Raw genomic sequence first — 23869 nt, 5'->3', positions numbered from 1 at the left:
TCAGCCAGCCTTAATCTTAAAGTTGATTTTTAAAGTTGGCGTAAACTTGCCATTACTTCTGTTTTTTGTTTTGTCTGATCATCTACATCTTTAATTTTTTTAGCAGGAGAACCGGCATAAACTGCACCAGCAGGAACATCATCAATAACAATCGAACCGGCTGCAACAACAGCACCTTCACCGATCTTAACCCCTTCTAAAACAACTGCATTGGCCCCGATTAGTACATTATCTTCTACAATAACCGGATCAGCACTTGGTGGTTCAATAACACCGGCCAGCACTGTTCCAGCACCGATATGGCAGTTATCACCAACTGTAGCTCGACCTCCAAGCACGGTATTCATATCAATCATTGTATTGGCACCAATTTTAGCACCGATATTGATAACAGCTCCCATCATCAGGACACAGCCATCTCCAATTTCAACTTGATCGCGAATATGTACCCCAGGCTCTATTCTGCAGTTATACTGATTGTAATCCGCTAATGGTATAGCAGAATTAAGTCTATCCATTTCAATTCTGGATTGAGTTAACTTATCTCCCAGTTCTTCCTTGATTGCTTCTGCTTCCTGCTGCTCACAGAAAACAACTCCAGAACTGTCATCTCCATAATATTCGTAAGTATTTAAAACTTCTTTTAACCCTTCACCCTTAACATAAAATTTAACAGGTGACTTCTTAGTAGAATTTGAAATATAGTCAATTAAATCATAAGAATTCATTTTTTTGCCTCCAGTTATATGTTTTTATCTATTATTTTTATCTATAATGAATCTTAGTTTTTTTGAATAAGTTTTGGAGCTTGATTTTAAATCCAAATTTAATCATTTAAAATCTCAGAAAAACTATAAAATCCAGGCTCTAAATCTAAAATTGCCTCAGCACTCAGCAGAACTCCTCTGGTAAAAGCTTCTCTGGAGTAAGCTCTGTGCTTTAAAGTAAGTACTTCACCTGTGCTGGCAAAGTCAATCTCGTGTTCACCAAACTCTGAGCCCAGTCTTTTAGAATGCATTTCTACATCCCTATCCAGAAGAGCTCCCAGCATAATTGCTGTACCGGAAGGTTTATCCTTTTTAAAGCGGTGATGAGTTTCAGAAATTTCTATATCCCAGTCCTGATCTACATACTGATTGACCTTGTTTATTAGCTCAGATAAGATATTGATTCCAATAGAAAAATTAAAACTCTGAATAACAGGCACCTCTTCTGCCAACTCATCTAATTTAGCAAAATCAGATTCATCTAAACCGGTAGTCCCAATTACCAAGGGTACCTCTTTTTTCTTAATGACTCTTACCGTATCAGCAAAAGCTTCTTTTAGAGAAAAATCTATAATCACTTCCGGTTTTCCTATTTCTTTTTCACCATTTTCATCTTTTTGATAGACCAGCTTATGGTCGGCTTCAGAAAACAATTCTTCTATTGCCTGACCCATCCGGCCTGAATGACCTATAATTCCATATTTCATACAATATCCAGCTCCTTCATTTCATCTAAAATTAACTGCTGATGCTCTTTGCTCAGCTTAACTAAAGGACGCCGGAGATTATTATTAGAAAGTCCAATCTGCTGCATCGCAAATTTAATTGGGATTGGGTTAACATCAACAAAAATAAGCCTCATTAATTTTAAGTATTTATAATGTAAGTCTCTCGCAGCCTGATAATCTCCGGCTAAAATATGAGAAGTAATTTCCTTCATTACTCCGGGCATTAGATTTGAAAATACCGAAATAACTCCACTACCTCCACACAGCATCAATGGTAGAGCCTGGTCATCATTTCCAGAAAGAATAGTTTTACTATCTTTAGCAATTTCGATCACATTTAAGATCTGGCTCATATCTCCACTGGCTTCCTTAATAGCAGCAATATTATCTTCCATTTGAGCCATTTTCTTAAAAGTCTCCGGTTCAATATTAACTCCGGTTCTGGAAGGTACATTGTAGGCAATAATCGGAAGTTCAGTCTGACTGGCAATATGTGTATAGTGGTCGACCAATCCTGCCTGACTTGTCTTATTATAATAGGGAGTTACAATTAAAAGTCCATCAGCACCCTGTTCTTCGGCCAGTTTATTCATTTCGATTACTTTTACAGTATCATTAGTTCCGGTACCTATAATTACCGGTACTTCACCATCAGCCTTAGCAACTGCGATTTTAGTCAGTTCTTTTCTTTCTTCCAGATGTACAGTCGGAGATTCACCGGTGGTTCCCAGTACCACAAGTGCATCAACATTGTTCTCTAATTGATGGTCTAAAATCTTTTTAAATAAATCATAATCAACCTCACCATTGTCTTTAAAAGGAGTAATCAAAGCTGTTCCTACACCTTTAAACATATTAATAGCCTCCTATTACAGTAGTTGTATAATCTTCAAAAGTTTCATCACGTCTGATCTGCTTCACTTTACCATCAGTAGTGTACAAAAATTCTCCGTTTCTGAGCATTCCATTATAATTGAAACCCATTGAATGTCCGTGAGCTCCTGTATCATGAATCACAACCAGATCTTCCACCTTACTTTTAGGAAGTCGGCGGTCAATTGCAAATTTATCATTATTTTCACAGAGGGAGCCGACTACATCATATTCTTTTGATTTTTCTTCCCCGCGAGCTTCTGCATCAATATTGGTTAAATGGTGATAGCTTCTATACATTGCCGGTCTCATTAAATCTGACATCGAAGCATCTACACCCAGATATTTTTTGTATGTTTCTTTTTTCTTAATCACTTCTGTAATTAAATAACCTGATTCGCCAGTGATGTAGCGGCCAGATTCCATAAAAATCTTGGGCTGCAGTCCATTTGCCTTTAAAACTTTGTCGTAGGCTTCATTTACCGCCCCTGATATTGCATCTAGATCAACAAAGTCTTCTGGTTGATAGGGGATTCCAACTCCCCCGCCGATATTAATAAAATCAATCTCAATCTTATACTCATTAATAATCTCTCTGGCAAATTCAAATAGCATCTCGGTATACTCACCAAAAATTTGAGCATTGTTTTCATTAGAAACTACCATTGTGTGCAGTCCAATTGACTTAATTCCCTGTTCAGCCAGAAAACTTACTGCCTCTTTAATCTGTTCGGCAGTTGATCCAAATTTTGATTCTTTGGAGTCTCCCATTATTTCATTTTCAATTGAGCCGGGGTTTAATCTGAAACAAATATTTTCCGGTATGATCTCATTTTCAAATAGCTCATAAATATCTGCTGCCCAGTCAATATTTATAATACACCCTTTATCTACTGCATACCTGTAGGCATCAATTGTAGTCAGATTGGAGGTGAACATTATATCTTCTCCACTAAAACCGGCCATTTCTGCCAGTTTAATTTCGGTTACAGTTGCTGCATCAACCCCACAGTTGTTTTCCTTCATTATTTTTAAAACATGTGGATTTGGATTTGCCTTAATGGCAAAGAACTCTTTAAAATCCGCCCAGCTAAAGGAAGAAATCAAATTGTTTAAACGATCAACAATAGTCTGCTCATCATAAATGTGAAACGGAGTTCCATATTCTTTTACTGTTTCTCTAATTTTAATTTCAGGTATAGTTATTGTTTTCATAAATCTACTCCATTTTTAAAGATTTTTGTTCTAAAATTATTTTATCATAACTTCTTATTAAAAGAAAAATATCTATATATAACAAAAACTCAGCGAAATCGCTGAGTTAAATACTTAATCAGAGAAATCACCTCTTCCATCTTTTGAGATAGCTCAACATCAGCAGTCTGGATTAAACTACTAATGACAGTCCTGTATATTTTTTATACAGACCCAGCAGACAGCCATTAAACCCTGGCTGAAAACTTCGGCGAATCAGCCTTTCTTTCCCAACAGCGGTTTAAGCTGAAGTTGAAAAATACTATTCTAAATTCGCGCCTCTACCTCATCAGATATGATGAGGCATTTTCCTATTAAAATTTATTATGTTTTTACTTTGTTTAAGTATATATAATAGAAGAAAGCTTGTCAAGAATTTAATGATAATTTATCTCAATAGATTTTTAGTAAATATAATAATTTTGTAGATTCTATTAAATTTCACAAATAAACAAGTATCCATGTATACAACTAAAACTTTAGCTTTTTAATTGATTTTAAGTGAATTATATATTAAGATTAATTTGTGATAGTTTAATGATAAAAAATTTTTTTGAGGAGTGAGAAGTTTGAGCAATTATACTGAACGAGTTTTAAAAATGGTAAAAGACAGAAATCCTGGTGAAGTTGAGTTCCATCAGGCTGTCGAGGAAGTTCTGGAGTCATTGAATCCAGTTTTTGAAAAACATCCCGAATATGAGGAAAATGGTATTTTAGAAAGACTGGTTGAGCCGGAAAGGCAGATTATTTTCCGTGTTCCCTGGGTTGATGATCAGGGTCAGACTCAGGTTAATCGCGGTTTTAGAATTGAATTCAACTCAGCCCTTGGCCCTTATAAAGGTGGATTAAGATTTCACCCTTCTGTGTATACAGGTATAGTGAAATTCCTGGGTTTTGAACAGATCTTTAAAAATGCTTTAACCGGTCGACCAATTGGTGGAGGTAAAGGTGGTAGTGATTTTGATCCTAAAGGTAAATCTGATCAGGAAGTTATGCGTTTCTGCCAGAGTTTTATGACAGAACTTGCCCGCCATATTGGAGATAAGACTGATGTTCCTGCCGGTGATATTGGTGTTGGTGGTAGAGAAATCGGTTATCTCTTTGGGCAATATAAGAGAATTAAAAATAGATATGAAGCTGGAGTCTTAACAGGTAAAGGTCTGGACTGGGGTGGAAGTCTGGTTCGTACTGAAGCTACAGGTTATGGTCTGGTCTACATATTAGAAGAAATGCTTAAAGAAAATGATTTATCTTTAAATGATAAGAAAGTTGTTATTTCAGGCTCTGGTAATGTTGCAATTTATGCCAATGAAAAAGTTACCCAGCTGGGTGCAAAAGTTGTGGCAATGAGTGATTCTTCCGGTTATTTATATGATGAAACAGGAATTGATCTTGAGCTGATTAAAGAAATTAAAGAAGTAAATCGCGGCAGAATTAAGGAATATCTGGAAGAATATCCTGAGGCAGAATACTCTGAAGATTATAGTGATATCTGGTCTATTGATTGTGATATCGCTCTTCCCTGTGCTACTCAAAATGAAATGGATGCAGTAGGAGCACAGAAATTAATTGATAACGGAGTAATTGCTATTGGTGAAGGTGCAAACATGCCTTTAACTTCAGACGCTGTCAAACTGGTAAAAGATAATGGTGTTTTCTTTATTCCAGGTAAAGCTGCTAATGCTGGTGGAGTTGCAACTTCTGCTATTGAGATGACTCAAAATGCCATGTTTGATGAATGGACATTTGATAAAGTTGATCAGGAACTGCAGAAGATTATGGTCAATATTTATAAAAACGCCAGTAAAGTTGCTGCTAAATATGGTCTGAAAGGTGATCTGGCAGCAGGTGCAAATATTGCCGGCTTCTTAAAAGTTGCCAATGCCATGTTAGATCAGGGTGTAGTTTAATTTAGATTTTATTTTATGAAAAATAATTTAATATTGATATAACAAAATCCCGCCGGGCATTTTACTGCCTGAGCGGGATTTTTATTTTACTGGTGTTTCATTTATTATATTATTATCTTTAAGGATTAATTATTATAATGAAGTAAATTTTCAATTACGAATCTCTACCAAACATTCTATCAAGTACCATAGCAATAATTACTACACCAAGACCGGCTTCAAAACCAAGTCCAATATCAACAACATTTAGAGATCTTAGCACTGGTTTACCAAGTCCTCCAGCCCCGATCATAGCTGCAATAACTACCATGGATAGAGAAAGCATAATACACTGATTAATTCCCATCATGATAGAAGGCATAGCCCCTGGAAGCTCAATTTTTAATAAAATCTGCCACCAGTTAGCTCCAAAAGCATGACCTGCTTCTTCTAACTCTTCATCTACCTGTTTTATTCCCAGATAGGTTAATCTTATTGGTGGTGCAATTGCAAAAACTACAGTTGCAATTACTCCTGATACATTACCAAGCCCAAAGAACATTAAAGCAGGAATTAAATAAACAAATGGTGGAATTGTCTGCATAAAGTCCAGAATTGGTCGAGTAATTAGATCAACAACTTTATTATGTGCTTTAATAATTCCTATTGGAATTCCAATAAACAGCGCAATTAGAACTGATGTAATTATTGAAGCCAGAGTTATTACTAGAGGTTCCCACATTCCCAGATTTAAAACAAGTGATAGTCCAAGAGCTACAAATATCGCCATGTTTTTCCCCTTAAGTTTCCAGGCAGCAACTGCAAAAATTGCAATTAATACCAGAGGGTGTGGAAAAGCAAGTATTGACTCTATTCCATTTACAATAAATTCTATAAAAGATGAAAAATTGTTTAAAGGTCCGCTGAAATTATTAATTAAAAAATTAACTAAATTTTCAACCCAGTTCCCTAGAGGAATTTTGGTTGTTAAAAGTTCAATAATACTGTTAATAATAATCACCATCCTATTAAATTTTAACTGGTGGCATCAAAATTAATTGACACCACCAGCCTTTACTTGTTCAGCACTACTTTATAATAATATTACTTATTTATGTGATTTAGTTATTTACTATTTCAGCTATTACTTTTCTGCCCATTCGACCATCAGTACTTTTTACTCCAAAAACCCACTGATTGACAACATCTAAATTATTAGCAATCCATTCTTCTGCGACGGCTTCTGGATCACGATCTTTATTTTGATATTCATCAACCCACTGATTCTGGATTGGAGCAGTTACTGTAAATTGTTCCAGGAATTTATAGAAATTAGGATTTTCATCCTGATAACCATTTCTGGCTACAGTATATACACTGTCATTTTCTCCCCAGATACCTTCTGGATCTTTAAGATATTTAAGATCAAACATCACATTCATATAGTGAGGTTTCCAGCCATTAAAAGCTATCCATTCTTTATTATTAACTGCTCTCTGGACAGACGAAAGCATACCAGCAGTGGAACTGGCCTGCAGGGTCCAGTTACCTAAATTATAAGTGTTATTATCTATAGCTTCTTGAATGATTATATTTCCATCATTCCCTGGTTCAATACCATAAATTTTATTATCAAATTTTTCAGCATGTTCATTTAAATCAGCAAGAGACTGAACTCCAGCTTCATAAACATATTCAGGTACTGCTGTCTGATAAACTACATCTTCTAAATTTACTCTTACATTATGAACTACACCTTTTTCCTGGTATTCATTAAAATGCATCTGCATTGTTGGCAGCCAGTTACCTAAAAATACATCCAGATCTTCAGTTTCTAGACTTTTAAAGATAATTGCCTGAGAAGCTGCTGTCATTTCAGTTTCATAACCTAAATATTCAGCAATCTTTGCTGCAACATGTGTTTTTACTGTTACACCAGGCCACTGTACATAACCAAAGTTAATTGTATTATTCTGAGCTGCAACCTGTGGTACTGCGGCAAATATTCCAAATCCTAAAAGAACGATGAGCAAAGTTGAAATTAATTTTATCTTATTCATTTATATCCCTCCAGAGATATTATTAATTAATTTAACTGTAAATTTTATAAACTATTTTAAAAATTATTTTAAACTTTTTCGGAAGCCAGATTGGCAACTACATGTGTTTTAACAATAACTCCTTTTAGTTTATTATTTTTATCTAATACTGGTAATGGTGTATCTATATCAGCTATTTTTGAAAACAGATCATTAACACTTTCGTCAGGCTCTGCTAATGGCACTTCTTTTATGATGTCATCCAGGTTTTCTTTATCTTTATTAATGGATTCTACCACGTCTTCAATTGTAACTATACCTCTATACTCTCTATTTTCTCCCAGTACAAAGATACTGCCCAATTCATTACGACGCATTTTGTGTAGAGCGGTTCTCAGACCATCCTGCTTGTATAATACAGCCTCTGGTTTATCCATAATATCTTCAGCTGTTAAAACACGAGAACGATTAACATCCTGCACAAATTCTGCAACATAATCATTTTCGGCATTTGTCAAAATCTCTTCGTGATTTCCTACCTGAACAATTTCTCCATCTTTCATGATAGCAATTCTATCCCCCAATTTTAATGCCTCATCCAGATCATGAGTGATAAATACAATTGTTTTATCTATATGTTCATACAGCTCCAGCAGTTTGTCCTGCATGTCTTTTTTAATCAGAGGGTCTAAAGCACTAAAAGGCTCATCCATCAGCAGTATATCAGTATCAACAGCAAGTGCCCGGGCAAGACCAACCCGCTGCTGCATTCCACCACTAAGCTGATCCGGCATTTGATCTTCATAACCCTCCAGACCAACCTGTTTTAGAGCAGTCATCGCCTTTTCTTTTCTTGTTTCTTTATCTACACCTTCAATTTCTAAGCCAAATTCTGCATTTTCTAAAACAGTTCGGTATGGGAAAAGAGCAAAATGTTGAAAAACCATTCCAAACTTTTCTTTTCTAAATTCCCTTAGTTCCTCTTTATTTAAATCCATAACATCTGTCCCATCAACTTCAACTGATCCAGAAGTTGGTTCTACCAGTCTGTTAATACAGCGCAGTAGTGTTGATTTACCACTACCGGAGAGCCCCATAATCACAAAAATTTCCCCTTCTTCAACTTCAAAGCTGGCATTATTGATTCCAACAGTGGCCCCAGTTTTTCCTAAAATATCATCTTTGCTCATACCATCTTTGAGCAGTTCAATTTCTTCCTGGTCATTACCATTGAAAATCTTATAGAGATTTTTTGCTTTTATTTTCAATATTTTCACCTCTCTATTTTATTTTTTGTTAAAATTACTCTGGCACAAAAAAAGGTCTAGAAAATGTTCTCTGCGAACAAATTCTAAACCATATACTCAAAATTATTGTTCAATTATTATCAGCACAAGGTCTCCTCTGATAATAACCCGGGATAATTTTAACCCATTTACTTACTTCTATAAAAGAATAACAAACTAAGTCCGGTCTGTCAAACCGATCGGATAAATTAAAAATTGTCTTTATATTTATAATATATTAAATTATAATGGCAGCCGCTTGATTACAGACTATATCATTTGACTTTAACTACTGCCTGAGATATACTAAGAGGGCTGACTAAAAAATTAATGTTTTATAACTTAATAGATAATATAGCAACTAAGCCCTGACTATATAAATGTAGTCGGGGTTTTTTAGCGTCTACGTATAAGTATAGATTTATCAACCTGATGCAGTATTATTTGTTAAGAAAATTGTGTGGTTGGTAGATTTAGTATAAGAATATAATAAAAAAGGAAGTGGAAGTTAATTTGCAAAAGATTAAATTTAATGAATTAAATGTATCAGATGAAATTTTAAAAGCAGTTGAAGAAATGGGTTTTGAGGAAACGACACCGATCCAGACTAATGCTATCCCGGCAATACTTAATGGTAAAGATATTGTTGGTCAGGCTCAAACAGGTACTGGTAAAACAGCAGCTTTTGGTATCCCTCTGTTGGAGGAAATGGATGCTGACAATAAAAATCCTCAGGCAATTATACTCTGTCCTACAAGAGAACTTGCTATTCAGGTTTCAGAAGAATTAAAAAGACTGGCAAAATATAAAAATAGAATTTATACTCTTCCCGTTTATGGGGGACAGTCAATCGGCAGACAGATTAAAGCCTTAAATAAAGGGGTTCAGATTGTTATCGGTACTCCTGGTAGAGTAATGGATCATATTCGTCGTAAAACTTTAAAATTGGATAATATAGATTATTTTGTGCTTGATGAAGCTGACGTTATGTTAGATATGGGCTTTATTGATGATATAGAAACTGTATTAAGAGATATTCCGGATGATAGACAGACTCTCTTCTTTTCTGCAACTATCCCTCAGTCAATAAAAAGATTGAGCAAAAAATATCAGAAGAACTCAGAGTTTTTAAGAGTTGCTCACGAAAAATTAACCGTACCTTCTATTGATCAGTATTATTATGAGATTAGAAGACACGATAAACTTAAGGCTTTAACTAGAATTCTTGATTTAAGCAGTCCAGAACTGGCTATCGTTTTCTGTAATACCAGAAGAATGGTAGATGATTTAAATATTAAACTTCAGGCACGCGGCTACTTATCTGATGCCATCCATGGTGGTTTAAATCAAAATCAGCGTGATCGAGTAATGAATAAATTTAGAAATGGAATTATAGAAGTTCTGGTTGCTACAGATGTTGCAGCCCGGGGTATTGATGTAGAAGATGTTGAAGCAGTATTTAATTATGATTTACCTCAGGATACTGATTATTATGTCCACAGAATTGGACGTACAGGTAGAGCAGGAAAAAGTGGGGAAGCTCACAGCTTTGTAGTAGGCAAGGATATCTATAAATTAAGAGATATTCAGAAATATACCAAGTCAAAAATTAAAAGAGCAGAAATTCCATCTCAAGGTGATATTGAAGCAGCTCAATTTGATCAATTTAGTGATGAACTGAGTTCTTATATGGATTCTGCTGATTTAGGAAAATATATTGAGTTAATTGAAGATTTAATTGATGAGCAGTATTCTGCAATCGAAATTGCTGCTGCTTTAATGAAAAAATCAATTGATAAAAAAGAAAATGAAGCTGAACCTGAAAGCTCAGGTCAGAGTTTTGGTGATACTGGTGCTGAACCAGGAATGGTTAGATTATTTATCAATATCGGTAAAAAAGATAGAGTTTCTCCCCGTCACATTGTAGGTGCCATTGCTGGTGAAACAGGAATGCCTGGTGGCTTAATTGGAGCAATTGATATTTATGATAACTTTACTTTTGTTGAAGTTCCCAGAGAAAAAGGTCATGAAGTATTACAGATCATGAAGGATAACTATATTAAAGGAACTAAAGTTAATATTGAAGCTGCAAGATCTAAGTAATTTAGAATTAGATGATGTATAACTTAGCTTTAAATTTTATATCAGAATAAATGCAGAAATGGTGCCAGAAGGCTAAAACTTCAGGCACCATTTTTTTGTTTAATTTTAATTTATGAGTTCTTGACTTGAACTTTAAAGATAGTAGATAAAAATGTTTTTACTTATACTTTTAATAATTTATAAGAGAAGCTTAATTAAATCATTTGGAATCTCCAAACTTTAGAAGAAAAATCTCCTTTGAGATAGGGAATTTTAATTCCATAATTCATTAGTTCATCCCCACCATAAATATTGGCTGAGTTAAGCTCTTTATAATCAGAGTCAGCATCTAAGCCCTTCAATTTAATTCTTTGTTCTCTGGGATTGGGAGAAGCAAGAATCTGATAAAATCCAACTAACACTTCTTCTTTAGCTTCAGCTACAAAAGACCAGGCTGTAAAATTACTTTCAAATGGACTCTGAAGTCTATAAAAATCACCAAATTGGACAAGTCTTCTTATTTCTTTATAATTTTTAACCTGGTTTTTTACAGCTTTTATTTGATCAGGATTTAACTCTGTTATATCCAGCTCATAGCCTAAGTTCCCAAAACTGGCCACATCATATCTCATCTTAAGTGAAGTACTGCGCTCCACCTGATGATTGGGCACTGCTGAAACATGAGCTCCCATAGAGGATGCCGGATAAACCATTGAAGTTCCATATTGAATTTTTAATCTTTCTACTGCATCAGTATCATCACTGGTCCAGGTTTGAGGCATATAATAGAGCATCCCTGGATCAAAGCGGCCTCCCCCACCGGCACAGCTTTCAAATAATATATCAGGAAATCGGGATGTTATTTCTTCTAAAACTCGATAAAGACCTAAAATATAGCGGTGGTTCAATTCTCGCTGACGTTTGGCTTTTAGTTTCAGAGAGCCGTATTCAGTCATCGGTCTGTTCATATCCCATTTAACATAGGATATATTTGCTTTATTTAAAATTGCAGACACTCTCTCTATTATATAATCCTGAACATCTCTGCGGCTTAAATCTAAAATTAACTGCTGACGGGAAAGTGAAGATTCTCTATTTTCAAGCTGAATAGACCACTCTGGATGCTCACGATATAAGTCACTATCAGGAGATATCATTTCCGGTTCAAACCAGAGACCGAAATCCATTCCCAGTTTATTAATTTCTTGAGCCAAATATTCCAGACCGCCAGGCAGTTTGTCTTCATTTACATACCAGTCACCAAGAGAAGAAGTATCATCATTTCTTTTCCCAAACCAGCCGTCATCAAGTACAAATAATTCAATATCAACTTTTGAAGCAGCTTCTGCCATTTCTAATATTTTATCTGTATTAAAATCAAAATAAGTACCTTCCCAGTTGTTAATTAGAACAGGTCTTTCCTGATCTCGATGTCTGCCCTGTACCAGACGACTTCTGTATAATTGATGAAAATTCTGAGACATCTTATTTAAGCCCTGATCAGAATAATTCATCACAACTTCTGGTGTCTGGAAACTTTGAGCGCTTTCCAGCAGCCAGCTAAAATTAAAGGGATTAATCCCCATGATCATTCTCGTTTTTCCATAATGATTTTTTTCAGCCTGAGCAATAAAGTTAGCAGAATAAATTAAACTGAACCCATATGCTTCCCCACTATATTCATCTGTATCTGGTTCTACTAAAGCTGCAAATGGATTCTGCTGATGGCTGCTGCCCCCTCTTTTACTGTCAATCTTAGTTATTCCCTGATCCAGAGAACGCCGCAGAATATCTCTTTCTCTACCCCAGGCACCTGATAACTGCAGTAATTCAAAATCTCTATTCTCAAAATCAACACTCATTGAAAGAGCTCTTTTAAGATTAATATTTTGTTTACCGTTATTATTAAAATTAGCTGATCTAGTAATTACCGGATAATCTCTAAAGATTGTGTAGATTAAAGTCACTTCTAAATCCAAGACCTCATCATAAAGTGTTATCTCAAGGCTATCTGCTTCAGAATCCTTTTCAACATAAGTAGCTGGCAGCCCCTTTAAATCTTTTTTACCTCTGTAAATCTGATGATCCCTATATTTTAAATCACTGATAATTGAGCCATCTTCTGCTTTGATTTGGTAGGCTGGCTCTCTAAAGTCTGACTGCCCAAAAGAAGGATATTCCCGGGCTATATTTTCTAAGATAAAACCAGTGTCGTCTTTAACCGCATAAGCCTCATAGGGTCTGTGCTGAGTTATTGGATACCGATTCAGTCTTTCAGCATTTTTAATTTTTTTACCCCAGTAAAGGTGGCCTAACTGACCATTTTTCAAAATTTTGATTGCATAACTTATTTCTTCATTTTGCAGATGAAAAATTTTTCTTTCTTTAAAAAATTCAATTGACATCTTATTCCCTCCAGTAATAAATGATTTTGTTTTCGATAAAAATCATTATAAATCGACAAGTAAACAATAGGTGTAATAGGTGTTAATTATTGGTACTTTTTAAGCTGTAATATTTTATAATAAAGTTTTTCCGCTTTTGCACCCATCTCTTCAATGGAATAACTCTCAGCGATTTTACGAGCATTTTGAGAGCTCTGCTTAAATTTATCACTATTATTAAGTAATTCTTCAATTCTGCTGCTCCATTTTTCTATATCTTCTTCAGTTTTATATCCATTGTAGTCATTTTCTATTACATCATCTATTCCACTTGACTTAACAGCAACTACTGGATTATAGCCGGCCATAGCTTCTAAAAGAACCATACCCTGGGTCTCAGTTGTAGAAGCAAAAACAAATAAATCTGAAGCAAGATAATATTTTGCCATTTCTTTAAAGTCAACTGCTCCAATTAGTTCAATATAATTTTCTAAATCATTGTCTTTAATAAACCGCTCAATAGATTCTTTTTCTGAGCCGCTGCCGATAATTATCAATTTAAAATTAAGGTCACTCTTTTCTTTCAATCTTTTTATTCCATCCAGAATAAAATATAAATTCTTTTCCTTAGATAATCTTGAGACTGAAATCAAAAGATGTTCAGAATCACCGATCAATTTGCTTCGCAAATTATCAATTTTTTCCTGACTGCATTTATAATAATCAAAGTCAATTCCGGTCGGCATAACTTTAATATACCTACTAACACCAACATTACGCAGATATTCCTTAGTCGATTCGGTTGGAGCAAAAACTGCATCAGTTTTATTGGCAAAGCTTTTGATTAAAAAATGCGAAAGACGATTAGCAAATAATTTTCGCATAAATAAGATATTAGGAACATAATGTGCATACTTTTCCAAACGCGTATGGTAAGTAAAAGCAAGCGGAAGATTAAACCTTTCTGATAATTTACGGCCCTTATTACCCAGCCAGAATGGATGATGAGCGTGAACTAAATCAAAATCTTCAGCTACAAACTCTTTTTTTATCTGGGGTGAATAAATATTAGTTACTGGAAACTCAAGTCCTGATTCCTGATAATGATATAAGGAATTACACCGAATAATATTTTCTTCATTTTCAGTCTGCTCTTTATATTCTGGGGCAAAGATCTTAACCTCATGTCCTCTTTTTCTTAATGCTTTAGAGAGGCGCTGAATTGAGATAGGTACTCCCCCAATAACTGGAAAATAGTTATTTGTAAACATCGCAATTTTTAATTTTTGAACTTTTATTTCATCTTCTGCATAGGCAAAGTCACGATAATAATCTACTTCTTTATTAATTTCTCTGTGGAAAATATAAAAAATTGATGAGCCAATAAATAAGACTAATAAAATATTAATATAATTTGCATAGAAAAAAGATTGGAAAGCTACCCAGATATTAACCATTAATTTCGAAAAAGTTCCCGGATTGCTCTCCAGGCGTTCAACACTGACATCTACCCCATCTGCTGTCACATTTACCAGTAAATAATGATAGAAGCTTTTTTTATTATCAAAAATCAATTCTCCACCAGCACCACCACTAACATAATAATTAACACCTTCTATATTTTCCTGGTGAAATATTTCCAGATTAGAAGAAAATACAGCCTCAACATTGTATTCTGCAAAAATATTTTGATAAAAGTTTCTTAAATCAGCAGATTCAATATATTTAATACTGTCATCCAGTAAGTACTCTGCATCAATTTTCAGCGGAGTTTTATTCATTATAACAAACTTTTTATCATAAGCTGCAGCTTCTTCCAGTACATTTACCAGCCACTGCTGCTGCCAGTCTGGATTTGTGTTTTCAGTAGTATCTAAGAAAATAAAATAAGAGTCATTTATGTGAAAAGAGTAATAAAAAGGACCAAAATATTTATAAAAATTTTCATTTCCACCATCTCTAATTTCTCTACTGCCAATAGCAGTTAAAAAAGGTATATTTAGTTTTTCTAAAGTTCTATAAAAAACTCGATATTTACTTTCATCACCATCCCGAAGATTATTTCCTGTAGAGATAATAAAATCAGCATTTTTTTGATTAATTTTTTCCAGAATTCTATTATCAAAAATTGCAATTGAGTTCTCTATATTTCCAACTACTGCAAAAGAATAATCCTCATTTTCTATTCTATTTTTTATAATATCCATGTTTCGAACATTAACCGCATTAAAATCCTGAATTGTATAGGGAGCATAAATCTTATAGCTGATTAAGATTAAAATAATTATAATTAAAATTAATAAATAAATTTTACTTTTACTCTTCAACTTTTACTCCCCCTTTAATAATTAAATAGAAAAAGACAAAAATACCAATAAAAATACCTACATATTTACTGAAAAATCTCCAGTAAAATAATAGTGGGAATAAATCACTTTGATCTACAAATCTGGCAAATAAGAGGGAATATCCACCTTCTGCTATTCCAGCTGCTCCTGGTGTCGGGGCAAAATACATGATAAAGACAACAAGAACCTGTAAAGTTAAAACTTTAGAAAAAGCTACTTGATAACCCATTCCATTAAGGAGCAGATATGAAAAAGAAAATTCTGCTACTAAAAATATTATTGTAAATAAGAATGATAGGAAAACAAAAATCTTTTTACCCTGAATAAAAAAAGCCAGATCTTCAGAAAAAAGTTGTAGATGTTTAAAAATATATCTGATAATCTTTCTAAATCTTTTTCTGGTTATTAGATGTTTCGATCTTAAAAAATAAAAAACCTTATAAATTAATTTCATTATAAATCTAACTTTAAAAATCAAAAAATAAAATATTAAAATATAAAGTCCCATAAATATTGCTAAATAAACAAATACATAGTCACCGGGCAGCAGATTAAGCATTGATTGATTTCTAAAAACTATCAGTGGTACACTCAAAAAAAGCATGGTTGCTGATAATAATGTTCTAATTAATATGGCAGCTGAAGATTTGCCAAGTGGAATTCCTTTTTTTTGCAAAAAGTAGACCTGAGCAAAACCACCACCTGTAGCCAGTGGAGTTATATTTGAGATAAAGATATTAATAAATACCAGTTTATAAACATTCCAGAAAGAAATTTCTGCATTTAATGTCTTTAAAACAAAAAATAGTCTTAAAGCATCTATAGCAAAATAAGAAAACAACAAAACTATAAGAGAAATTAAAATTTCATTTGGAAAACTAAAAATAATATTTAAATTACTACCCTGAGAAAACACCCTTCTAATGTAATAAAGGGTTACAGCAGAAATTAAAAGAAAAAGCCCAAAATATAGCAGTGAATTTTTTATATTAAAATATTTTTCTATAAAACTCTTATTCTTATCTGCCATTATTTTCCCCTTTCCTATTAGTTATAATAAAATAACTAAAACCAGTTATTGCTCATATTGTTAGCCGCAGGAGTAGATAAAAAATTCATAATAAAAAAATAAATATAAATATATAGTTAACCCCCAATAAATATTATTTGCTGATCTAATTATATTATATTGAGGGCTAAAAGTAAAAAATTAACTTCTTAATTTATTATTAAATTTTTGTCTTATAAATATTTAAATAAGGCCAGAAAATGAAGACTCATAATTATACTTCTCCCTGCTTATTTTAAATATTAACCAGAGTTAACTATATCATTACAATTAATAAAGTCAAGAATTTAACAGAAAAAACCGACAGTATAAGTCTGTCGGAATTTATAAGCTTAAACAATAGTTATTTTAATTTAAGTTCCTACAGGAGTCTCTTTCAATAATATTTGCAGGGACAATTGTATGCTCATATTTTTTGATCTGTCCATTTATAACTCCAATCAATAATTCAGTTGCCTTGTTTCCCAGAAGATAAATATTAATATCCACTGTGGTCAAGGGTGGAGAAATCAACTTGGAAACAGGATTATTATTAAAACCAACTATCGAGATATCTTCAGGTATTTTAACCTGTAGATCATTCATAGCCTGCATAATTGTATAGGCCATTGTATCACTCATTCCATAAAAAGCAGTTATTTCCGGATGTTCTTTAATCATTTTTTGAGAAAGCATATAAATACTCTGATAATCTATCATTTCTGATTGAACAATTAAATCTTCATTAATATTTAAATTATTTTTCTGAAAAGAATTTTTATATCCCTGCAGCCGATCATCATTCATTATATAATTTTTGTCACCAACAATCATCGCTATATTTCGGTGACCATTTTTAATTAGATAATCAACAACTCTCTCACTTGCAGCAATATTATCATTATTAACCCAATAATATTTATCCTTTTCTTCCGGTCTTCCCACAATCACAAAAGGAAAATTAAGTTTAGTCAATTCCTCAATTAACTGATCCTCTTTTTTTGCTCTTAAAAGCAAAACTCCATCAATCTGTTTCCCTCTAACTGCATTTAAAACCGTCTTTTTTTCCTCTTCTTCCCCACTACTGGTCAATAAAAGCAAATTAAATCCTTTTGAATGGGCAAGAACTCCAATTCCACGTAAAATTTCTGAGTAAAAGGGATCAGCAAAGGCCTCTTCTGTTGAATAGGGAATTACCAGTCCCAGATTATGTGATCTCTGTTTAACAAGGTTTCGCGCATTAATATTTGGATGGTAGCCAATCTCATCCATGATTTTTCTTACTTTTTCTTTAGTTTCTTCACTTATGCGGGAACTATTATTAATAACTCGAGAAACTGTAGAAGGTGCGACTCCGGCTTTTTTTGCTACATCTTTTAAAGTAGGCATATTTATCAATCCTCATAATTTGATTTGACAAATTAATCATATCAGCTTTATAAGTAATAACGCAAATTTATGAATAAATTAAAATTTGCTTTTTATCTATTTTTAGACAGTTATTATTAAAAGAATTATTATTGTTATTATTGATTGAGAAGGATAAATTTTTGTTTTTTAAGAGCTCAATTATATTTTTATCATTAATATTTTGCTTTTTATCAGACATATTTATGATAACTACTGTACTATTTTCATTGCTTTTTTTATTTTTTCTTGAAAATATTAAAATTTTATTTAAAGGATCCATAAAAAGTTCTTTATAGTCTCCTTTTCTTAAATCTCTATTTTGATTATAATAAGAAATAATTTTTTTATAATAATTATAAAGGTCTCGATTTTGCCTGTTTTTGTCCCAGATCATAGTCCTTCTGCAGTCAGGATCATCAGCACCTGTTAATCCAACTTCACTACCATAATATACCAGAGGGATCCCGGGTAATAAGAACTGCAGAGATATAGCAAACTTCATTTTTTGATCAATAATTTTTTTATTATAATTTCGTAATTCCCAATTAAATCTTGCTGTATCATGACTGTCTAATAAATTAACTAAAATATTTGGCTTCTCAGGGTGATAATGTCTAAAATTTTCCTGAATTTGAGAACTAAATTGATCGACATCCATATTTTCTTCGATTATTAATGAAAAAATATCACGCTGCAAATCATAATTCATAACTGAATCAAAGGTATTACCATCTAGCCAGTTTGAAGCTCTATACCAAACTTCTCCAATAATAAAAATATCATTATTAATTTTTCTGACTCTTTTTCTAAATTTTTCCCAAAATTCTCTTGACACTTCATCTGCAACATCCAATCTCCAGCCATCTAAGTCAAGTTCAGCTGTCCAGTACTCAGCAACTTTTAAAAAATATTCCTGAGTTTCAGGATTATCTAAATTTAAGCGAGGCATATCCTGGATATCATTAGCAAATGTTGAATAATTCACCTCTTCTTTTGAAATGGGAAAATTTTCTGGAAAATACCAGTTCATATATTTCGACTTTTCACCTTTTGTTAATAAATCTTCAAATGCAAAAAAATTAGAGCCTGAATGATTAAATACTGCATCAATAATTAATTTAATACCTTTTTCTTTCGCTGCCTTTGATAATTCTTTTGCATCTTCAATACTGCCAAAGTTAGGATCAATTTGATAGTAATCATCAATATTATATTTATGATTACTGGGAGATTTAAAAATTGGAGTTAAATATAGAGTGTTAATCCCCAATTCCTTCAAATAATCCAATTTTTTAATTATACCTTTGAGGTCTCCACCATAAATTGAATCTTTTTTGGGTAACTGATTCCATTCCCTATTTTTATAATTATTAGAATCTGCTCTAAAAAATCGATCGGGAAATATTTGATATATAACAGCGTCCTGGGCCCATTCGGGAGACTTTTTTACATCAGACTTGTTGATAATAGCTTTTTGAAAATAACCAGAATCATATCCTTGGGGTCTGGTTTTAAAAAATCCTTTTTCATTATACCAGACTCTGTCCCCCCCATTATCTTCTAAATAAAATAAGTATCTCAACCGGGTGTCATCTAAATTTAACCTGACAGAAAAAATATCATGGTATTTACTCCGATATTTTAAATTCATTTCAATTTTATTATTGGCATCTTTATTATCAGAATACCGGGGACCATAAATTAATACTACTCGAGATATATCATCTCGAGCAGCTTCTAATGTTATTTCTAAAGTATTTAAATCAATTACTGACTGCATTTCATTTTTATAATCATGTCGAATTGATGAATAAATCAAACTTAACTGCACCTCCTGATTTTTATCTAGCTAATTACATTATATAAAAGGTACAGGTATGTGTCTAATTTTTATTTATTCTAAATCAGCAATAAAGAGTAAAAATTAATTGCAGAATTATATAAGTTAAAATCTTTAATCTTTTATTTCTATTTATGGGTTTTTATTACAATTAGTATTTCTCTTTTTTTTTGCTAAAAAGACTATCCTATAAATTTATATTTATTTTAAAATTTTGGCTTCTGCTATTGCCAATCACATCCTTTTAGTATATTATTAAATCCTACGTTGTAAATCTTATCTGTATTTTGGTAAGATTTACGTATTTGATGTCTTCCCCTGTTAGAACTTTGTTGCGAAATGCCTCTAACAGCAGGGAAGACATTCTTTTTATGCTGGATCTTAATAATTTTAATTTTTTTACTCTTTTATCATACAACTGCCTTATCATCTGAGAAATTTGTTCTAATAGATAATGATTTTTCATTCCATTTGGATCTCTGCTGTACATATGCTCCAGCTCATAACCTTTATTTTTTTGAACATTAAACCCCTCATTTTCTATCTTCCAGCGTTTACGTCCAAACCTACGAATCTCTACAACATTACTGCTCATAATTCTTATACTGCTTAAAAATACAAAGTTCTTTTCTTCATCATCTTTCATTTCCTTTAATTCTACCATATTTAGACTGTGATTTTGATAGGAAATATCATTTACCCAGATATCTATACTTTTCAAAACATCTTTTTTTAAATAATTCTTTAATCATATATGTTCTAATTTTTTCAAGATTATCTATAGGTAATATTTCTGCTCTGTTTCCTGTTCACTTAATTCAGCCCCTTATTCGAAAAAATATTTTTGTATCTTTATTCTATTTTATCAAAAATATTGAATTAAAGGGGCTTTTTAACTCGAAAAATTTTTATTCTTTATTGCTGGTCTCAGAAACTGTACTGTAATTTTTGATTTGGAGTGATTATCGTTAACTAAACAGTACAGCCCCTTTTTTTGAACTATTATTTTATTTTTAAGATTTTAGCAGAAAAAGAGTCCAGTTTTAATTTTAGTTGCCCATTGTCAACTTTATATTTTTCTTCTGTCAGCAGCTCTATAACTTGTTCAGCATCTTCAATAACTAATTGCAAAGTTTTTTCTTCTGAAGCAGCATTCAAAATTGTATAGATTTCATCATTTTTATCTTTTCTTTTTACTATTACAATTTTTGGCTCAGATCCTAAAGTTTCAAATTCAACTCCAGAGGTTCTTAAAACTTCATTTTCTTTTCTGATGCTGGCTAATTTACTGTAATACTCATAAAGCTCCTGATCAGGTTGATTTCCATTTGGCCTTTTTTGCCAGATCATGGTTCTGCGTGTGTCCGGGTCTGAAGCCCCGCTTAGACCAACTTCTGTTCCATAATAGATCATTGGTGCCCCTGGATAGGTAAACTGCAGTGCAGCAGCCATTTTAAGCTTATCTTTATTTCCTTGAGAACTGTATAAGAATCTTTCTGTATCATGACTATCAATTAAATTCTGTAGACTAAAAATTGCCTGTGTTGGATAATCTAAATTTGGCGCATTGATTCTGTTTATAAAACTCTGAGCATCTATTCTTTCTTCAGCTATAAAAGCAAGGGCTGCCTCTCTAAATCGATAATTCATTACTGCATCAAATTCATCTCCCTGGAGATACCCAGCAGCATTATTCCAAATTTCGCCGGTAATATAGGCTTCTGAATTAATTTCTTTAACAAAGTTTCTCCACTCACGCCAAAATTCAGGATGTCTTGCTTTAACATCATTTGCCACATCCAATCTCCAGCCATCAATTCCATCATCGGGATTCCCATTTCCATCAGGATCCATCCACTTTTCTGTTATTTGATAGATATAATCTTTTACTTCTGGATTATCTAAATTTAAAACTGGGTGATTCCCATAACCAGCCCAGCCTTCATAATTTGGCTCTTTATTTTCAGTACGCTGTTCATATAATGTGGTTATTGGATAATCATCAATATAAAACCAATCACTGTATTCTGAAGTTTTACCTTTTTCTACAACATCTTCAAAGGCAAAAAATTCCAATCCGGTGTGATTGAAAACTGCATCAAGTACAATTTTAATGTCTTTCTGATGAGCATTCTGTATAAACTCTATAAAATATTCTTCTGAAGCCTCAAAATCATCTTTAACTGCCAGATTATCATCAATTTTTCCGTAATCTGCTGTATTATAGCGGTGATTTGATGTCGCTTCAAAAACTGGATTAAAATAAATAGCATTAATTCCAAGTTCTTTTAGGTAACCAAACTTCTGCTTTACTCCCTGCAGATCTCCACCATAAAAAATACGCCAGCCTGATTTAGGATGAATGGATGGATCATGATCAGTAAAGTTATCAGGATCAATAAGATTACTTTCGCTTTCCTTTATTCCCTGATGCCATTTAGGAACAATGTTTTTATATCTTTCAGTCTTATTCTTATATGTTTCAATTAACTCTGGATCATTGTCTGGATTTCCATTATAAAATCTATCCGGGAAAATCTGATAGAAAATAGCATTCTGAACCCAGCCGGGTGTTTTAAAGACTGCTGTTTCGGCAGGATCAAAGCTATAATATTCTAATTTATCAAAACCATTACCATTTTTATGATAAACCAGTTGAGAATCTGCATCTTCAATTAAAAAAGTATAATCCAATGCTTTATTTAAATTATCAAGGTCAATAGTCCAGTAATCAAGCTTATTATCTGAACTGTAATAAAACATCTCTTTTTTGGCTCTTTCAGAATTGATTTTTGTCAATAAAGACACTGCTTCTACATCATTTTTTCGGGTTTCCAGCCTAATCTGAACCTTATCCTGAGATAATTTATTTAAATAAACTCTATTTTCTGGATCATGCAAAACAAATTCTGCATTAATTACTCCATCTCCAACCTGAGCTTTTTCTAAGTCCTTTTCTCCAACCTCAAGAATCGAATTTTTTCCTCCATGCCCATCAGCTGTAGTTAGCTCATTATCTGGATCATGAAACCAGTGCTCACCATTAATTACAAACTTATATTGATATTCTCCCGGCCTCAAATTATATTTTAAAGTATAAAAACCATCTTCATCAGGACCGTTCATCTTCTCGTCGGCTGGCTGCCAGTCATTAAATGAACCCGCCAGATATACAGCCTCAACTTCACCCTCAAATTCTACTTTCGCTGGATAAAATTTAAATTCAACCTGTTCTGCCAGCGCTGTAGCTGAAAACATAACTAGAAAAATAAATACAATAGAAAAAAATGAACTTCTAATAAAATACTTTCTACTTCTCTTCAAAATACTTGTTTTAAACATTTTAGTCCCCCTACTTTTTTTATTTTAAAATTTTGAATCCTGCTATTGCAAATCACATCCTTTTAGTATATTATTAAATCCTACGTTGTGAATCTTATCTGTATTCTGGTAAGATTTACGTATTTGATGTCTTCTCCTGTTAGGACTTTGTTGCGAAATGCTTCTAACAGCAGGGAAGACATTCTTTTTATGCTGGATCTTAATAATTTTAATTTTTTTACTCCTTTATCATACAACTGCCCTATCATCTGAGAAATTTGTTCTAACAGATAATGATTTTTCATTCCGTTTGGATCTCTGCTGTACATATGCTCCAGCTCATAACCTTTATTTTTTAAATCCTTCATTTTCTATCTTCCAGCGTTTACGTCCAAACCTACAAATCTCTACAACATTACTGCTCATAATTCTTATACTGCTTAAAAATACAAAGTTCTTTTCTTCATCATCTTTCATTTCCTTTAATTCTACCATATTTAGACTGTGATTTTGATAGGAAATATCATTTACCCAGATATCTATACTTTTCAAAACATCTTTTTTTAAATAATTCTTTAATCATATATGTTCTAATTTTTT

General features: G+C 32.8%; 18 protein-coding genes and 1 riboswitch. Of the genes, 2 read left to right on the top strand and 16 right to left on the bottom strand.

What is annotated here, in order from left to right:
• Positions 1-29: 29 nt before the first annotated feature.
• From dapD to lysA, 4 genes are all read right to left on the bottom strand, one after another.
• Entirely contained in the window at positions 30-728 is a 699-nt protein-coding gene (gene dapD / locus C7958_RS13525) for a 2,3,4,5-tetrahydropyridine-2,6-dicarboxylate N-acetyltransferase (RefSeq protein WP_111573212.1), read from the bottom strand.
• 98 nt (positions 729-826) lie between these two features.
• Complete coding sequence (locus tag C7958_RS13520; RefSeq protein WP_111573211.1) at positions 827-1474, bottom strand: 4-hydroxy-tetrahydrodipicolinate reductase; 648 nt, start codon at positions 1472-1474, stop codon at positions 827-829.
• Complete coding sequence (dapA, locus tag C7958_RS13515) at positions 1471-2349, bottom strand: 4-hydroxy-tetrahydrodipicolinate synthase (RefSeq protein ID WP_111573210.1); 879 nt, start codon at positions 2347-2349, stop codon at positions 1471-1473. The genes C7958_RS13520 and dapA overlap by 4 nt, the downstream gene beginning before the upstream one ends.
• A 1-nt stretch (position 2350) precedes the next feature.
• The gene (gene lysA / locus C7958_RS13510; protein WP_111573209.1) at positions 2351-3583 is read right to left on the bottom strand and encodes a diaminopimelate decarboxylase; all 1233 of its coding nucleotides are present in this window, start codon (positions 3581-3583) and stop codon (positions 2351-2353) included.
• Between the two features lie 141 nt (positions 3584-3724).
• Positions 3725-3914, bottom strand: a riboswitch (Lysine riboswitch).
• A 277-nt stretch (positions 3915-4191) separates the two neighbouring features.
• On the opposite strand from lysA, the gene gdhA reads away from it, so the two are divergent.
• Entirely contained in the window at positions 4192-5532 is a 1341-nt protein-coding gene (gene gdhA / locus C7958_RS13505; RefSeq protein ID WP_111573208.1) for an NADP-specific glutamate dehydrogenase, read from the top strand.
• Positions 5533-5686: 154 nt separating this feature from the next.
• Here the strand turns inward: gdhA and C7958_RS13500 are convergent, their stop codons facing one another.
• From C7958_RS13500 to C7958_RS13490, 3 genes are all read right to left on the bottom strand, one after another.
• The gene (locus C7958_RS13500; RefSeq protein WP_111573207.1) at positions 5687-6535 is read right to left on the bottom strand and encodes an ABC transporter permease; all 849 of its coding nucleotides are present in this window, start codon (positions 6533-6535) and stop codon (positions 5687-5689) included.
• A gap of 97 nt (positions 6536-6632) precedes the next feature.
• Positions 6633-7571: an ABC transporter substrate-binding protein gene (locus C7958_RS13495; RefSeq protein ID WP_111573206.1), complete on the bottom strand. Its 939-nt coding sequence runs from the start codon at positions 7569-7571 to the stop codon at positions 6633-6635.
• 68 nt (positions 7572-7639) lie between these two features.
• Complete coding sequence (locus tag C7958_RS13490) at positions 7640-8821, bottom strand: quaternary amine ABC transporter ATP-binding protein (RefSeq protein WP_208320779.1); 1182 nt, start codon at positions 8819-8821, stop codon at positions 7640-7642.
• Between the two features lie 528 nt (positions 8822-9349).
• Here C7958_RS13490 and C7958_RS13485 point away from each other — a divergent pair.
• Entirely contained in the window at positions 9350-10939 is a 1590-nt protein-coding gene (locus C7958_RS13485; protein WP_111573204.1) for a DEAD/DEAH box helicase, read from the top strand.
• Positions 10940-11133: 194 nt separating this feature from the next.
• Here C7958_RS13485 and C7958_RS13480 read toward each other — a convergent pair whose 3' ends face one another.
• The 9 genes from C7958_RS13480 to C7958_RS13440 all read right to left on the bottom strand — a co-directional run bounded on the left by C7958_RS13480 (position 11134) and on the right by C7958_RS13440 (position 23821).
• Complete coding sequence (locus C7958_RS13480) at positions 11134-13323, bottom strand: alpha-galactosidase (RefSeq protein ID WP_111573203.1); 2190 nt, start codon at positions 13321-13323, stop codon at positions 11134-11136.
• An 86-nt stretch (positions 13324-13409) separates the two neighbouring features.
• Complete coding sequence (locus tag C7958_RS13475; RefSeq protein ID WP_111573202.1) at positions 13410-15629, bottom strand: glycosyltransferase; 2220 nt, start codon at positions 15627-15629, stop codon at positions 13410-13412.
• Entirely contained in the window at positions 15619-16680 is a 1062-nt protein-coding gene (locus C7958_RS13470) for a lysylphosphatidylglycerol synthase transmembrane domain-containing protein (protein ID WP_111573201.1), read from the bottom strand. Before C7958_RS13470 ends, C7958_RS13475 begins: the two co-directional genes overlap by 11 nt.
• A gap of 387 nt (positions 16681-17067) precedes the next feature.
• Positions 17068-18087: a LacI family DNA-binding transcriptional regulator gene (locus C7958_RS13465; protein ID WP_111573200.1), complete on the bottom strand. Its 1020-nt coding sequence runs from the start codon at positions 18085-18087 to the stop codon at positions 17068-17070.
• Positions 18088-18154: 67 nt separating this feature from the next.
• Positions 18155-19927 carry a glycoside hydrolase family 13 protein gene (locus C7958_RS13460; protein WP_111573199.1) on the bottom strand — a complete coding sequence of 591 codons (1773 nt, stop codon included), beginning with the start codon at positions 19925-19927 and terminating at the stop codon, positions 18155-18157.
• Positions 19928-20210: 283 nt separating this feature from the next.
• The gene (locus tag C7958_RS15785; RefSeq protein WP_208320778.1) at positions 20211-20669 is read right to left on the bottom strand and encodes a hypothetical protein; all 459 of its coding nucleotides are present in this window, start codon (positions 20667-20669) and stop codon (positions 20211-20213) included.
• A gap of 281 nt (positions 20670-20950) precedes the next feature.
• A complete protein-coding gene (locus C7958_RS13450; protein WP_111573198.1) occupies positions 20951-23290 on the bottom strand; it encodes an alpha amylase N-terminal ig-like domain-containing protein in 2340 nt (779 codons plus the stop codon).
• 80 nt (positions 23291-23370) lie between these two features.
• Positions 23371-23637, bottom strand: a complete 267-nt coding sequence (locus C7958_RS13445) for a hypothetical protein (protein WP_208320777.1) — start codon at positions 23635-23637, stop codon at positions 23371-23373.
• Entirely contained in the window at positions 23618-23821 is a 204-nt protein-coding gene (locus C7958_RS13440) for a hypothetical protein (RefSeq protein WP_111573197.1), read from the bottom strand. The genes C7958_RS13445 and C7958_RS13440 overlap by 20 nt, the downstream gene beginning before the upstream one ends.
• Positions 23822-23869: the final 48 nt, after the last annotated feature.

The organism is Halanaerobium saccharolyticum (assembly GCF_003259895.1).
Taxonomy (GTDB): Bacteria; Bacillota; Halanaerobiia; order Halanaerobiales; family Halanaerobiaceae; genus Halanaerobium; species Halanaerobium saccharolyticum_A.
The sequence above is the reverse complement of the archived record's forward strand: the minus strand, read 5'-3'. Positions and strand labels throughout refer to the sequence as shown.

Excerpts from the sequence above, each read along its gene's own strand:
- C7958_RS13470 (WP_111573201.1), bottom strand. The coding sequence starts at position 16,680 with ATGGCAGATAAGAATAAGAGTTTTATAGAAAAATATTTTAATATAAAA.
- C7958_RS13480 (WP_111573203.1), bottom strand. The coding sequence starts at position 13,323 with ATGTCAATTGAATTTTTTAAAGAAAGAAAAATTTTTCATCTGCAAAAT.
- C7958_RS13500 (WP_111573207.1), bottom strand. The coding sequence starts at position 6,535 with ATGGTGATTATTATTAACAGTATTATTGAACTTTTAACAACCAAAATT.
- dapA (WP_111573210.1), bottom strand. The coding sequence starts at position 2,349 with ATGTTTAAAGGTGTAGGAACAGCTTTGATTACTCCTTTTAAAGACAAT.
- C7958_RS13520 (WP_111573211.1), bottom strand. The coding sequence starts at position 1,474 with ATGAAATATGGAATTATAGGTCATTCAGGCCGGATGGGTCAGGCAATA.
- C7958_RS13465 (WP_111573200.1), bottom strand. The coding sequence starts at position 18,087 with ATGCCTACTTTAAAAGATGTAGCAAAAAAAGCCGGAGTCGCACCTTCT.
- C7958_RS13450 (WP_111573198.1), bottom strand. The coding sequence starts at position 23,290 with ATGTTTAAAACAAGTATTTTGAAGAGAAGTAGAAAGTATTTTATTAGA.
- dapD (WP_111573212.1), bottom strand. The coding sequence starts at position 728 with ATGAATTCTTATGATTTAATTGACTATATTTCAAATTCTACTAAGAAG.
- lysA (WP_111573209.1), bottom strand. The coding sequence starts at position 3,583 with ATGAAAACAATAACTATACCTGAAATTAAAATTAGAGAAACAGTAAAA.
- C7958_RS13495 (WP_111573206.1), bottom strand. The coding sequence starts at position 7,571 with ATGAATAAGATAAAATTAATTTCAACTTTGCTCATCGTTCTTTTAGGA.
- C7958_RS13445 (WP_208320777.1), bottom strand. The coding sequence starts at position 23,637 with ATGAAGGATTTAAAAAATAAAGGTTATGAGCTGGAGCATATGTACAGC.